Here is a 14010-nt window from a genome sequence, read left to right on the forward strand (position 1 = left end):
CTCTTAAATGGGTGTAAGCCCCTTTCAGCAAATTCCACGCCTGATTGCACTTCCCCATTTGACGGGCATCTTCGGGGGCACTGATTTTGGATTGTCGTGTTCGCGACAGTGTTTTTTGACGAACGACCGACAATGGCAAGCAACCCCATCGGGAATTATCCAGATGAATCCGATTGGGTGATATGTTCTGATTCCAACTGAATGAACTCATAGCGAACACCATGCCAACCAACCCTGAAATTCCATCCCGCGGCCCGCTGGCCGGCATCAAGGTCGTCGAATTTGCCGGCATCGGCCCCGGCCCGTTCTGCGGCATGCTGCTGGCCGACATGGGCGCCGAAATCACCCTGCTGGAGCGCGCCGGCGGCACCTTCGCCTCGCAGTTGTTCGGCGGCGGGCGCAAGGCGGTGGCCAATCGTGGCAAAAAATCGCTGTGCATCGACCTCAAACACCCGGACGCCAAGGCCCTTGTTTTCAAACTGATCGCCGAAGCCGACGTTCTAATTGAGGGCTTCCGCCCTGGCGTCATGGAACGCCTTGGTTTTGGCCCGGACGAATGTCTGTCCATCAATCCACGCCTGATCTACGGCCGGATGACGGGCTGGGGCCAGACCGGCCCCCTCGCTCCCCGTGCCGGACACGATGCCAATTACGCGGCCATTGCCGGCGTGCTGGATACCGGGCGGCGCCACGGCGGCGCACCGTGGGCGCCGCCCACGCTGGTCGGCGACATGGGCGGTGGCGGGCTGATGCTGGCCTGGGGCATTGCCTGCGCGCTGATCGAAACACAGCGCTCGGGCAAGGGCCAGATCATTGATGCCGCCATGTGTGAAGGCGCCGCCGTCCTCGCCCACGGCCTGTTCAACCTCGAAGCTCTGGGCGAATGGCACGGCCACTGCGCCATCGACTCCAGCGCCCCGTTCTACGACGTCTATCAATGCGCGGACGACGAATGGATCAGCGTCTGCCCGCTTGAACCGCAGTTTTACAAAACTTTCGTTGAGCGCCTCGGCCTCGCCAATGACCCGGATTTCAGCGGCAAGCAATACGATACCAGGCGCTGGCCCGTCATGAAGGAAAGGCTGACTGCCATTTTCAGGACTGAGCCGCGCGAGCACTGGAACGCATTGTTCGATGACACCGACGATTGCGTCTGGCCCGTGCTGAGCATGACCGATGCGCCATCGCATCCGCACAATCTGGCGCGCGAAGCCTTTGTGGAGGTCGCCGGCGTGCAACAACCGGCGCCGGCACCCCGCCTGTCACGGACACCGGGCGCCATTCAAAGCCCGCCACCGCTACTCGGCGAGCATTCGCGCGAACGACTGGCCATGCTGGGTCTGACGGCCGAAGAAATCGACCGCCTCGCCGCTGCCGGCGTAGTCAGCGACCCAATAGTATTTTGAGACCAAGCCCGGCCCCTAACGGATCGAATCCCCGGGCGGGCTTGGACCTGACAGGGCATTGCTGCGGTCAACCGGAAAAAACGGGCAAATTTGAAACTTTCGGTTGGCTAGGCGGAGACCACCCGGTTTCGGCCTAGCTCTTTTGCCCGGTAAAGTGCCGCATCAACGCGCTTCAACAAGTGCTCTGTGATTTCTCCAGCCTGATGCTGGACCACACCGATACTCACGGTGACCTGCGGCAAATGCGCCACCCGGATTTGTTCGATAGTCATGCGCAAGGACTCGGCCACGCGCATGGCATTTTCTAGGTCGGTTTGCGGCAGCAGGACAATGAACTCCTCGCCCCCCCAACGACAGACCGCATCGGCCTCCCTGACGCGTGCCTCGAATGTCCTGGCGAGCAAGACGAGCACCTCATCCCCGGCATGGTGGCCGTGTTGATCGTTGATCGCCTTGAAATAGTCTGCATCCACCAGCATCAGACAGTAATCCAGGTCATGGCGACGTTTTTGACCCTGGGCGGTCTCCAGCATCTCGACAAACCGACGCCGATTCCACAATCCGGTCAGGTGGTCTCGCGAGGCAGCGTGCTGCAACTCGTTCTTGAGTCGCTTTTGCTCGGTCACGTCATGGATGATGCACAGCATCAGCCGCCTGCCTCCAACCTCCAGCGGGCCGGCATAGGTCTGCACATCGCGCAGGCTGCCATCGGCAAGCCGGTGGACGAAGTTCAGGGGTTTGTGGCCGCCAGGCAGCTTGGCGACCTCGTTCATGATGGGCAAAACATCGCGCCCAAGCGCATTGATTTCCCACGTGTGCTTCAGGCAAAACGTATCGTGGGAATATCCGTAGAACCGCGTTGCAGCAGAATTGGCATCAACAATTCGACCATCGGCACCCGGGTCAATCAGCAGCATGGGGGCGCTATTCGAGTGAAACAGCTTCTCATAGAAGCGCTCCTCTTCCAGCGCTGACGAGCGATTGCTGCAACCCGGCAGGCTCGCCAATATTCCTTCGACCAATATTTCCTCGACCTGCCCGTCGAGTCTCAGCAGTGACAGGCGGCAACTCAGGGGAACCGGCTTTCCATCCCGCTGCACCGTCCAGATTTCGACCACTTGTTCTTGGGCGCGAAGCGCCGGGAGGTACGCGACCAGTTGCTCTTCGGCATGAGCAGAATGACTGCCATGGCGCAAACCTGACAGTTCACTACCAAATGACAGCTCTTTAGCCGAATTATTGGCGAAAATGAATTCCTGGCCTGTTGGCGACACAATCCAAACCGGGGTACCAAGAAGGGTCAATGCGACATATGGATTCATCGTCGTGATTGGAGGCACCATAGGGTTGAAAAATTGCGAGACATTGAAAACGATTTGCAGCCCGAATTCTAACGGCTCCGCCAAGCAATAACCGTGACAGAGTTATCAACGGTCGTCCTGGCAGTCTTAAAGGACTCCGGCAAACCGCTTGCACGTTGAGCAGAGAAGAAAATACTCAGGCACCGCGGCAGCAAACCCGAATACGCTGCAGTGTGTCACATCGTAGACAATGTCACATCGACGACGCCGCCAATAACCAGAAACTCATCTTCTCCCTGCAACACCCCGGGCAGCAGGCCGCACTGGAAAAAAATCTTGGTCAACGGGATTTCAGCTTCAAGAATGTAGTCACCAAACTCGCAAGCACGCTCACGACTACAGGTAAATGAATTCAGGTTGTTGAGCAGGACAATGCGCCGCCCCCCAGCCTCCTTCGATAGCACCTCATGATCAGCCAGGCGATTGACGCCACGGTACAGCGTCACATGGTGGGCCCCCTGATGGCGTTGGGCCAGTTCGAACTGGCAGTACGTGTAGAGCAGGTCAAGCTGCGCCTCGATTGCATTGGTCCCGTACAGACCGTGCGAGCGCATTTCCAGATAGCGCCGATATCCCTCTCCGGTCGGATCGCGCAACGGCTGCCCGTGGTAACGCGGCATGAGGCCGAAGCGCGACTCAACCCAGCCTTTGAGCACGGCCCCCTCCCGACTGTCTGAATCAAAGCTCCAACCACGAATCATCTTGATGTAGTTGGCCTTGACGCGCCCGTTCCTGCGCCCGGTAAAGCCCATCTCTTCCGGCCGCTCAAGCCGGAAATGGACGGTCAGGTAGTCACGAAAAACATCCACGCGCGCGTCCGGCTTCGCTGAATTCAAGCGTCGGAACAAATCGCCGTGCAGTTCGGCCACCCCGTCAATCAATAACGGACTGGGGTAGTGCTGGTAGGTAAGGCCTCCGAGGACCACCGCCGGCAGATTGCAGCGATTGATAGGGAGTCGCGCCTCGCGCGGCAGTGTCGCTTGGTGAGTCGCACCGGCCTGAAGCCCGTTGCTACCTAGCAAGCAGTCGGAAAGGAGACTGTCGTCTCCTGAACACAGTTTTGTCTCGCTTGCACTCGACGCTTTGTCGTCACCCCTACAAAGCGTAGGGGAATTGTCGGATGTATCCGCACCGGAAGCTACCGGTCGATTTTCTAATTTCATTTAAAAATCAATCAATTATGGTCTGCCAGTCGACCTGGCACGCTACATGCAGAAGGTGAGGTGCGACTCTCAATGAATCCTTCGCAAATCGACTGACAGACTAAGGAGATTACACCATGGCAAAACTGCGTCAATGCGCCATTTACGGCAAAGGCGGCATCGGCAAGTCCACCACCACCCAGAATCTGGTGGCTGCACTCGCTGAATCCGGCAAGAAAGTTATGATCGTTGGCTGCGACCCGAAAGCCGACTCAACCCGCCTGATCCTGCACTCAAAGGCTCAGACCACCGTTATGCACCTAGCTGCTGAAGCCGGATCGGTGGAAGATCTCGAACTGGAAGACGTCCTTTCCGTCGGTTTCGGCGGTATCAAGTGCGTTGAATCCGGTGGCCCGGAGCCAGGCGTCGGCTGTGCCGGCCGTGGCGTTATCACCGCCATCAACTTCCTTGAAGAAGAAGGCGCCTACACCGACGACCTCGACTTCGTGTTCTACGACGTGCTGGGTGACGTGGTCTGTGGTGGCTTCGCCATGCCGATCCGCGAAAACAAGGCGCAGGAAATCTACATCGTTTGCTCCGGCGAAATGATGGCCATGTACGCTGCCAACAACATCGCCAAGGGTATCGTGAAGTACGCGAACTCCGGTGGTGTCCGTCTTGCCGGCCTGATCTGCAACAGCCGCAACACCGACCGCGAAGACGAATTGATCATGGCTCTGGCTGGTCGCCTCGGCACCACGATGATCCACTTCGTACCGCGTGACAACGCTGTTCAGCACGCTGAAATCCGCCGCATGACCATGGTTGAGTACGATCCGGCACACAAGCAGGCCGACGAATATCGCCAGCTCGCCAACAAGATCGTTGCCAATACCAACTTCGTCATCCCGACCCCGATCGAGATGGAAGAGCTGGAAGACCTGCTGATGGAATTCGGCATCATGGAAGCGGAAGACGAGTCCATCGTCGGCCAGACCGCCGCCGAACTGGCTGCTGCTGCTGCCTAAGTAGTGCAAGACACGGCGGGTTAGCGTCAAGCCAACCCGCCACTTTCAACCAGTACGTTGGCCACAGATTGGTGGCAGCGTCAGGAGGAAAACATGACGACCTTGTCTCGCGAAGAAACCGAAGCCCTCATTGCCGAGGTGCTTGAGGTATATCCGGAAAAAGCCCAGAAGGACCGCGCCAAGCATCTCGCGGTCAACGATCAAACAGTTGAACAATCCAAGAAGTGCATTACTTCCAACCGCAAGTCCCTGCCGGGCGTCATGACCATTCGTGGTTGCGCCTACGCCGGCTCCAAGGGCGTGGTCTGGGGTCCGATCAAGGACATGATCCACATTTCGCACGGCCCGGTTGGTTGCGGACAGTACTCCCGCGCCGGTCGCCGTAATTACTACGTCGGCACCACCGGGGTCGACACCTTCGGCACGATGAATTTCACCTCCGACTTCCAGGAGAAGGACATCGTCTTCGGCGGCGACAAGAAGCTCGCCAAGCTGATCGACGAAGTCGAACTGCTCTTCCCGCTGCACAAAGGCATTTCGGTCCAGTCCGAGTGCCCGATCGGACTCATCGGTGACGACATCGAATCCGTCTCCAAGAAGGGCGCTGCAAATATCGGCAAGCCGGTTGTTCCGGTGCGCTGCGAAGGCTTCCGCGGTGTGTCGCAGTCTCTCGGCCACCACATCGCCAACGACGCCATCCGTGACTGGGTACTCGACAAGCGCGACGGCCAGCCCTTCGAGTCCACCCCGTACGACGTCGCCATCATCGGCGACTACAACATCGGTGGCGATGCCTGGGCAACCCGCATCATCCTCGAGGAAATGGGTCTGCGCGTCGTTTCCCAATGGTCCGGCGACGGCACCATCGCGGAAATGATGAACTCCCCGAAAGTGAAGCTGAACCTGCTGCACTGCTATCGTTCGATGAACTATATCTCCCGTCACATGGAAGAGAAGTACGGCATTCCTTACCTGGAATACAACTTCTTCGGCCCGACCAAGATCATCGAATCACTGCGCAAGATCGCCGCCTTCTTCGACGATTCCGTCAAGGAAAAGACCGAAGCCGTCATCGCCCGCTACCAGCCGATGGTTGACGAAATCATCGCCAAGTACAAGCCACGTCTGCAGGGCAAGAAGGTCATGCTCTACGTCGGTGGTCTGCGTCCGCGTCACGTCATTGGTGCTTACGAAGATCTCGGTATGGAAGTCATCGGTACCGGCTACGAGTTCGGCCACAACGACGACTACGACCGCACGATCAAAGAAATGGGTGATGCCACCCTGCTTTACGACGACGTCACCGGTTTCGAACTGGAAGAGTTCGTCAAGAAGCTGAAGCCCGATATGGTCGGCTCGGGCATCAAGGAAAAGTACATCTTCCAGAAGATGGGTATTCCGCTCCGCCAGATGCACTCTTGGGACTACTCCGGTCCGTACCACGGCTACGACGGATTCGCCATCTTTGCCCGCGACATGGACATCGCACTGTCCAGCCCGGTCTTTGGCAATCTGGTCCCGCCATGGAAAAAGGCTGTTGCTGAAGAAGTTAAGAAGGCCGCCTGAGTCAGCTCAACGGCAAATCCTTGAACCTTAAGCCCGGCACCGCAGATGAGCGGTACGGGCAAGGAGATAGCAAATGCAAACCGCAGAAAAGATTAACCCCTGTTATCCGCTGTTCCGCGACGACGACTACAAGAAGAACCTGGCTGAGAAGCGCGTTCTTTTTGAAGAAATGAATCCGCCGGAAAAAGTCTGGGAGACCTTCGTCTGGACCACGACCAAGGAATATCAGGACCTCAACTTCAAGCGTGAAGCCCTGACGGTTGACCCCGCCAAGGCCTGCCAGCCGCTCGGCGCCGTTCTCTGTGCCTCCGGCTTCCACAAGACCCTGCCCTACGTGCATGGATCGCAAGGCTGCGTCGCCTACTTCCGCACCTACTTCAACCGCCACTTCAAGGAACCGTGCTCCTGTGTTTCCGACTCGATGACGGAAGATGCAGCCGTGTTCGGTGGTCAGAAGAACATGATTGACGGCCTCGAGAATGCCAAGGCGATCTACAAGCCGGACATGATTGCCGTCTCCACGACCTGCATGGCCGAGGTGATCGGTGACGACTTGAATGCCTTCATCAACAACACCAAGAAAGCCGGCAACATTCCTCAGGAATACCCGGTTCCCTTCGCCCATACCCCGTCTTTCGTCGGTTCGCACACGACCGGCTGGGACAACATGGAAGAAGGCATCCTGCGCTCCTTCACGCTGAACTTCATGGACGGCAAGAAGATCGGTTCGAACGGCAAGGTCAACATCGTTCCTGGCTTCGAAACCTACCTCGGCAACTTCCGCGTCATCAAGCGCATGCTGGCTGAAATGGATGTTGATTACACCTACCTATCCGATTGCAGTGAAGTGTTCGACACCCCGGCCGATGGTGAATTCCGCATGTACGCCGGCGGCACGACGATCGACGAAATCAAGGATTCGCCGAACGCCATCACGACCCTGCTGCTGCAGCCGACACAGCTGGAAAAGACGAAAAAATTCGTTGAGAACACTTGGAATCATGAAATTCCGAAGCTCAACGTCCCGATGGGTGTCGAGTGGACGGACGAATTCCTGATGAAGGTTTCCGAAGTTACCGGCAAGGCGATTCCGGAATCTCTGGCCAAGGAGCGCGGTCGCTGTATGGACCTGATATCCGACAGCCACGCCTGGCTGCACGGCAAGAAATTCGCCCTCTACGGCGACCCGGACTTCGTCATGGGCATGGTCAAGATTCTGCTCGAAGTCGGCGCGGAGCCAACCCACATTCTGGCGCACAACGGCAACAAGCGTTGGGCCAAGGTCATGGAAAAGCTTCTCGCCTCCAGCCCGTTCGGCGTCAATGGCAAGGTCTATGCAGGCAACGACCTGTGGCACATGCGCAGCCTGTGCTTCACGGACAAGCCGGATTTCCTGATCGGCAACAGCTACGGCAAGTACATCCAGCGCGACACCCGCCACCTCGGCGAAGCGTTTGAAGTGCCGCTGATCCGCCTCGGCTTCCCGCTGTTCGACCGTCATCACCTGCATCGTCAGACCACCATGGGCTATGAAGGCATGATGTCCATCGTCACCCAGCTGACCAATGCTGTCCTTGAGCAACTCGACAAGGAAACGATCGGCATGGGTACGACCGACTACAACTTCGACCTGGTTCGCTAAACAGGATCGCCGGCAGGTCTCGGGTTCACGCCCGTTCCCTGCCGGTTCTGAGGGAGAAGCTGTATGGCCAATATCATGATTCAACAAGGCGAAAAAGGCGGGCTGGTTTTTTACCTGCCGAAGCGCGATCTGGAAGCCTCTATCGAGTCCATCGAATTCGACACCGCTGAGAAATGGGGTGGCGAACTGAAGCTGGACAACGGCGGGACTTACTACATCGACCCCATCGCCAAGCCGCCACGTCTGCCCATTTCCCTGCGTGCCAAGCGCCTCGGCGCTGCCGAAGACTAAGGAGATTCATCATGGCAATGAAAATCGACCCCGACATGTGCACCGCCTGCGGTGACTGCAAGCCGGTTTGCCCCACCAAGTCGATCAGCTCCGGCAAGATCTTCTTCAAAATCGATGCTGCGACCTGCACGGAATGCGACGGCCACAACGATTCACCGTTGTGTGTCGATGTCTGCCCGTCCGGTTGCATCAGCCCGGCCTGATCAGAGCCTTGAGCCGAGCGCCTGGCGTAGCGAAAGTTCGCCCGGCGCTCCACTGAAGCCTTTCTGGAGACCACCATGTCCGATACCCCGATTGCCTCTCGCGAAGCCGCCCTGCGCATCGCCCTCGCTGCCCGCACCTTGAATGGTCTCGATGTTCGTGCCTTGGTCGGTGCGCTGATTGAATCACTCGGTACTCCGCTGACGGAAGCCAAACTCGGCACATTGACCGTCGACGATTTGCGCGCCATTCTGGCAGGCGATTTTGCCGACCAGGGATGCCATGTCGGCGTTGACGCTGAAACGCTCAAACAGGCCGTCCGCATGCTCTGGGGCGAAGGTATGGAAAACAGTGATTTCCCCGCTGTCGACGCCTACATAGAAGGCGAAATGCCAGGCTCCCTGCGCGTGGCAATTGCTGCCAATCGCGGCGAGAATCTCGACGGCCACTTCGGTTCGTGCGAACGCTTCCTGATTTATCAGGTCGGACCGGAAGCGGTAAAGCTGATCAGCATTCGGAGCACCGTGGAAGCCGATGGCGCGGAAGACAAAAATGCTGCCCGCTCAGCCCTCATCAATGACTGCCAGATCGTCTACGTGCAATCCATTGGCGGCCCGGCTGCGGCCAAAGTGGTTCGCGCCGGCGTCCATCCAGTCAAGAAGCCGACCGGCGGCAAGGCAAGAGAGGTTCTGGTGGAACTGCAGGGCCGCTTGCCCAGCCCTCCACCCTGGCTGGCGCAAATCATGGGAGTGCCATCAGCTTCATTGGCACGCTTCAAAAAAGACCTTGAAGCGGAGGAATCTGCGTGATTACGCCATCCCAACTTGCACAGGTCGGCGAAGCAACCTTGCTCGACCCACGAGTCGCCTCACTTCGCCAGCGCTTCCCCGATCTGCATTTCACCGAATGCAGTGAAGATGACGTTTCGCCGCTCTATCAACCGGCGTTCAGCGTACAAGGCCACGACCTGTATCTGATCAGCGGCGCCTCCGGCCACTGCCTGGCGCTGACCAACGATGCGACGGCTGCCACGGGCATTCTGATTGCCGCCAAAGTCGATGATGAATGAAAGCCGACCGGCTGAAGCAGGCGTCGGTCGCTTTGGTCTGTGCTCCGGTTGCAGTTTCTTTCCGGATTATTTGAACACAGGTCGCTGCACGCCGGGCGATGCCTGTATTCGCGCCCACAGTGGCCGCCAGATCGACCGCTTCCTGCGCGCCAATCCGGAACTGGCTATCAATTACCTGAGCGACATCTTCTGGGAACGGCGTGCCATCGCAGCACGCTATGCGCCGGTCGACGCGATATACGGGCTGAAATCTGACCCCGACGAAGTCGTCCGTCGCGTAGTCGCCACCCGCTTGCCGGTGGATACATTGATCAATATGGTTGGCGACCCGGATCGTGAAGTCAGACTTTCCGTAGCGGCTCGGCTGCCTGAACCCCTGCTCATTCAGCTGATCTACGACCCGGATTACCTGATCCGCGCCACGGTTGCCCGCCGCTTGCCTCATGGCCAACTGTCCAAACTGGTCAGGGACCCTGAACGCGAAGTACGCAAGGTCGTTGCGGCTCGTCTTCCCCCCTTTGCGCTGCACATGCTGGCCGAGGATGCAGAACCGGAAGTTCGCGCCATTGTGGCCGAACGCGCCCTGCCCGGGCTGGCCGCAGCATTGCTCCAGGACAGCGAATGGTGGGTGCGCCTGGCAGCTGTCAGTCATGCACCGACTGAGTTTTTGCCGCCACTGATCGACGACCCGGAGCTTGAAGTCCGGGAAGCTGCTCAAGCGCGTCTCGACGAATCAAAAACCACCTGATCCCGAGGAGAATCATGAAGCAAAACCAGGGCTGGATTGAGTACTGCAAATCACTATCGCCAGCGATTGTCGAAACCTGCGCCAAAACACCGCTCAGTGCCGGGCAGGCTGGTCTGGTAAAGGCCTTGGGTACGGCGCTGCCGGACTGGAAATTCCGTCACTCAATCGGCCGCGGTGGTTGGTACCGCCTCGGTGGCATCGTCGATCCAAGTGGTCATCGTGTCAGCGACAGCCTCGAAAGCTGGGTCGAGGATGCACTGGATGAGCGCGATGGGAACATGGGACAGCTGATTGATGACTTTTCAGGACAAGAGCTATATGCCACCCGGCTGGTCGGGCAAACGCATTACCTGGTTGCGCAGTCCGGCGAGGCCAGCGACGACTTCCTGCAACTGGAAATAGAAGACTTGCAGGAAATCCGCTGCCATCAATTGTTCGTCAACGAACCGGGCACGATAGAGGAATTGGTCGATCCGCGCGGTGGCAAGCAAACGCCCATCCAAGTAGGTTTGCCTTTCTACAAATTCCGCCGCATTCAGCATATTGGCAACTTCCTGGCGCGCATTCTGGCCCAAACGCACGAACCGGCCCCCATTCATCGCATGATTGAGGACTGGACCAGAAGCAGCGCCGGCAATACCAGTGCATTTTACAATCACTGGGTCATCGCTACCCGTGAGCACCTTGACCGCTACCATCAGCCCGTTTTTCGAGCCCAACCGATCGCCGTGATGGCCGGTGACCCACCTGAGTTTGAAGCAACTGCTGGCACTAGCGGCCTGAAACTACAAGATGCGCTGAATCATTTTGATCACGAAATTGGCTATCCGCTCGCCTGGTACTTTCACATGCTCAGCACTAAAGCCGTACCGCACTGGGTAGCGCAAACCGTCGTCGAAGATGCACTTGCCGGCTTTGCCTATCTGCCGCAGCGTGATGTGGACGTTGTGCGTGGCTGGCTGCATCGGCCATATTCGATTTGATCAAAGCAGAAATGCTGCGCCAATAGTGTCACCACATATCGGTCTTTCGCGTGTCACTGCGCAATGCGACAAAGCCCACTTATACCTGATGTTCACGGTATCCCTGTGGGTGGGCTTCGTAGGCGGAATCGAAGATATGGTAACGATTCTTCCCGCCAATTTTGGCCCGGTACATTGACTGATCAGCCTGTCGAATCAGTTGTTTAGCGTCGACCTCGTCTGCTTGCGGGTAAAACGTGACACCAATGCTGGCCGAGACCTGCAAGCCGAGGTCACCCCACATGACCGGTTGTTCCACGGCTGTCAGCATTCGTTTCAGCAGCGAGAGGCAGGCCGCCGTGTCGTCCAGATCAATCAGAACCGCTACGAACTCGTCACCACCAATTCGGGCCAGCGTATCCCCTTCGCGCAATTCGTCTTTCATGCGCTTCGCCAGGGCAACGAGCACCTGATCACCTGCATCGTGCCCATGTTGGTCGTTGATGGCCTTGAAACCATCCAGATCCACGAAGGCGACGGCCAACGGTTTCTGACGCCGCAGCGCCTGTGCCATTGCTTGTTGCAGGCGATCCGTCAGTAGCGAGCGGTTGGGCAGATTGGTCAACGCATCAAAGTGAGCAACGTGCTCCAGCCAGCTTTGATGTTCCTTGGCAACCGTGATGTCGGAGAACAGCGCTACATATTGCCGTGTGTTGCCCTTGTTATCGCGCACAGCGCTGATCGCAACGAGCTCGGCAAATAATTCGCCGTTCTTTCGACGGCTCCAAAGCTCCCCATCCCAATAGCCCGCCGACAGCAGATCAGCCCACATTACTGCGTAATAATCGGGCAGGGGGGGGGCAAGGTTTTAGGCGGGGCGGCCGGGGCAAGCAGGGGACGAGGGGTGGGGTCGCGTTTAGCCACCTTACAATCATGTTGTACTGATTTGAGCAGGAGGGGATTCTGACCGATCGCATCCTCGCGGGAGAAACCTGTTATGCGTGTGAACGCTTCGTTGACGTCGATAATGGTGCCATCTGCGTTGGTGATGATAATGCCCTCGCGGGCATGGCTGAACACACTGGCGGCAAGCAGAAGTTTTTCTTCTTTCTGCTTGCGCTCCGTAATGTCCTGTACCAACCCGGCCAAACGAATCACACGCCCGCTGGCGTCGCGCTCTGGAAAACCCATGACGAAGCAAGCGCGCTGCTCACCATCAGGCTGCACGGTCATCAGCTCAAGTTCGTAGGGCGTACCGTCCGACACTGCCTTGCCCACTGCATCAAACAGTAGTTGCGTGGACTGCGGCGTATATAGCTCGACCTGGCCCTCAAGGTTCGGAATACCCAAGGCGGGGTCACGGCCGAAAATCCGGAACATCTCGGGCGACCAGGTCACAACGTTGGTATCCACCTCCCACTCAAAACTGGCCAGATGCGCCAAATTTTCTGTTCGCTCCATCATGAGCTGACGGCGTTGTAAGGATTTTTCCAGCAAAGAGCGTGCATCAATTTCCCGTTTTGCGCTGACGTGCAATCGCCAATACACGATCAAAATAGCCAAGAGTAGCAGCGCAGTTATCGAGACAGCGATCGCGAAATTCCGTGATACACCATGGTCAAAACGAATGGACAGCCAACGATTATTTAAACGCTGGTTTTCCTCAACGGACATCGCTTTGAATACCTTGTCCATGGCACTACCCAAAGCCGCCCAATCCTTGCGCACCACCATGCTTTGGCCCAGGATCGGAAAGGGGGTCGGTGCAGCAATCTTGATATTGGATAAACCCATTTGGTCTATCAGGAATGTGGCCGTGGACAGATCCCCGACATAGGCGTCGCCCTCAGCCGAAGCAAGTGCCAGCAACGCCTGCGGGGTCCCATCCCGTTCGAGCAATTGGATGCCTGGCACATCCTTGCGCAGCATTTCACTGATCAGAAAACCTTTTTCAACCAAGACCCGTTTGCCTTGCAGGCCATCAACATTAAGGACGACCGCCCCGTCATTACGGGTCAATATCACGAACGGAGAAAACAGGTATTCCTGCGTAAACACACCCAGTCGCTGGCGACTGGGTGTACGCCGCGCAGTGAGAATGGCGTCGGGCCCTTCGGGGGTACCCAAGCGTGTCCATGCTTCGGCAAACGTTCCGCCGAGATTCGGAATGAAATCACAATGAATTTTCAAGACACCGCAGATAACTTGCGCGTAGTCCACCGAGATCCCTTTGGGCGCCTTGAGATCGAACTGGTAGGGTGGATTATCAACGGTCCTGAACCTGACAGTATGGCCAGCCGCAATCCAGGCTTGCTCCTCTGGCGACAAATTCACTCGCTGGGCAATCTGGCCTACCAATACTTTTAGATCGACGGACTCTTCTGCGGCGCCAGCCGATAGCGGCATCAGTACGGGTACAGAGCCTAAAAAACAGCGAAACAGCAGGCCCCACACCGAATGTTTTATTACAAACTCATTCATCGACATGATCAGCGTATTCGAGCCCCCACGAGAAACGTTTTAAGCATACTCCACTGTATTTACTCGTGATTGCGGTCAATCAACACTTTTGGCAATTCCGGGAACTGAATTAT

14 protein-coding genes are annotated in these 14010 nt (G+C 57.4%); 10 read left to right on the top strand and 4 right to left on the bottom strand.

All coding sequences use genetic code 11. The features are described from left to right. Window positions 1–221 precede the first annotated feature (221 nt). Window positions 222–1406: a CoA transferase gene (locus IPJ12_11925; protein ID MBK7647848.1), complete on the top strand. Its 1185-nt coding sequence runs from the start codon at window positions 222–224 to the stop codon at window positions 1404–1406. 107 nt (window positions 1407–1513) lie between these two features. Here IPJ12_11925 and IPJ12_11930 read toward each other — a convergent pair whose 3' ends face one another. Both IPJ12_11930 and IPJ12_11935 read right to left on the bottom strand, forming a co-directional pair. Continuing rightward, window positions 1514–2728, bottom strand: coding sequence for a GGDEF domain-containing protein (locus IPJ12_11930; protein MBK7647849.1), 1215 nt, complete (start codon window positions 2726–2728; stop codon window positions 1514–1516). Window positions 2729–2943: 215 nt separating this feature from the next. Further along, entirely contained in the window at window positions 2944–3930 is a 987-nt protein-coding gene (locus IPJ12_11935; GenBank protein ID MBK7647850.1) for an NAD(+)--dinitrogen-reductase ADP-D-ribosyltransferase, read from the bottom strand. Window positions 3931–4046: 116 nt separating this feature from the next. Here IPJ12_11935 and nifH point away from each other — a divergent pair, with 116 nt between their 5' ends. The 9 genes from nifH (at window position 4047) to IPJ12_11980 (ending at window position 11437) form a co-directional block, all read left to right on the top strand. Continuing rightward, a complete protein-coding gene (nifH, locus tag IPJ12_11940; protein ID MBK7647851.1) occupies window positions 4047–4937 on the top strand; it encodes a nitrogenase iron protein in 891 nt (296 codons plus the stop codon). 93 nt (window positions 4938–5030) lie between these two features. Then, the gene (gene nifD, locus IPJ12_11945; protein ID MBK7647852.1) at window positions 5031–6503 is read left to right on the top strand and encodes a nitrogenase molybdenum-iron protein alpha chain; all 1473 of its coding nucleotides are present in this window, start codon (window positions 5031–5033) and stop codon (window positions 6501–6503) included. Between the two features lie 73 nt (window positions 6504–6576). After that, window positions 6577–8145: a nitrogenase molybdenum-iron protein subunit beta gene (nifK, locus tag IPJ12_11950; GenBank protein ID MBK7647853.1), complete on the top strand. Its 1569-nt coding sequence runs from the start codon at window positions 6577–6579 to the stop codon at window positions 8143–8145. A 63-nt stretch (window positions 8146–8208) separates the two neighbouring features. Continuing rightward, window positions 8209–8436 carry a putative nitrogen fixation protein NifT gene (gene nifT, locus IPJ12_11955; GenBank protein ID MBK7647854.1) on the top strand — a complete coding sequence of 76 codons (228 nt, stop codon included), beginning with the start codon at window positions 8209–8211 and terminating at the stop codon, window positions 8434–8436. An 11-nt stretch (window positions 8437–8447) separates the two neighbouring features. Then, window positions 8448–8639, top strand: coding sequence for a 4Fe-4S binding protein (locus IPJ12_11960; protein MBK7647855.1), 192 nt, complete (start codon window positions 8448–8450; stop codon window positions 8637–8639). Between the two features lie 75 nt (window positions 8640–8714). After that, entirely contained in the window at window positions 8715–9446 is a 732-nt protein-coding gene (locus tag IPJ12_11965; GenBank protein MBK7647856.1) for a dinitrogenase iron-molybdenum cofactor biosynthesis protein, read from the top strand. Next, entirely contained in the window at window positions 9443–9706 is a 264-nt protein-coding gene (locus tag IPJ12_11970) for a hypothetical protein (GenBank protein MBK7647857.1), read from the top strand. Before IPJ12_11965 ends, IPJ12_11970 begins: the two co-directional genes overlap by 4 nt. Further along, a complete protein-coding gene (locus tag IPJ12_11975) occupies window positions 9696–10454 on the top strand; it encodes a (Fe-S) protein (GenBank protein MBK7647858.1) in 759 nt (252 codons plus the stop codon). Before IPJ12_11970 ends, IPJ12_11975 begins: the two co-directional genes overlap by 11 nt. A 14-nt stretch (window positions 10455–10468) precedes the next feature. Next, window positions 10469–11437, top strand: a complete 969-nt coding sequence (locus IPJ12_11980) for a hypothetical protein (GenBank protein ID MBK7647859.1) — start codon at window positions 10469–10471, stop codon at window positions 11435–11437. Between the two features lie 79 nt (window positions 11438–11516). Here IPJ12_11980 and IPJ12_11985 read toward each other — a convergent pair whose 3' ends face one another. Together IPJ12_11985 and IPJ12_11990 are read right to left on the bottom strand one after the other, a co-directional pair. After that, window positions 11517–12248 carry a sensor domain-containing diguanylate cyclase gene (locus tag IPJ12_11985; protein MBK7647860.1) on the bottom strand — a complete coding sequence of 244 codons (732 nt, stop codon included), beginning with the start codon at window positions 12246–12248 and terminating at the stop codon, window positions 11517–11519. Continuing rightward, a complete protein-coding gene (locus IPJ12_11990) occupies window positions 12248–13903 on the bottom strand; it encodes a transporter substrate-binding domain-containing protein (GenBank protein MBK7647861.1) in 1656 nt (551 codons plus the stop codon). Before IPJ12_11990 ends, IPJ12_11985 begins: the two co-directional genes overlap by 1 nt. Window positions 13904–14010: the final 107 nt, after the last annotated feature.

The sequence above is a fragment of the Betaproteobacteria bacterium genome (assembly GCA_016709965.1).
Classification (GTDB): Bacteria; Pseudomonadota; Gammaproteobacteria; order Burkholderiales; family Rhodocyclaceae; genus Azonexus; species Azonexus amarohabitans.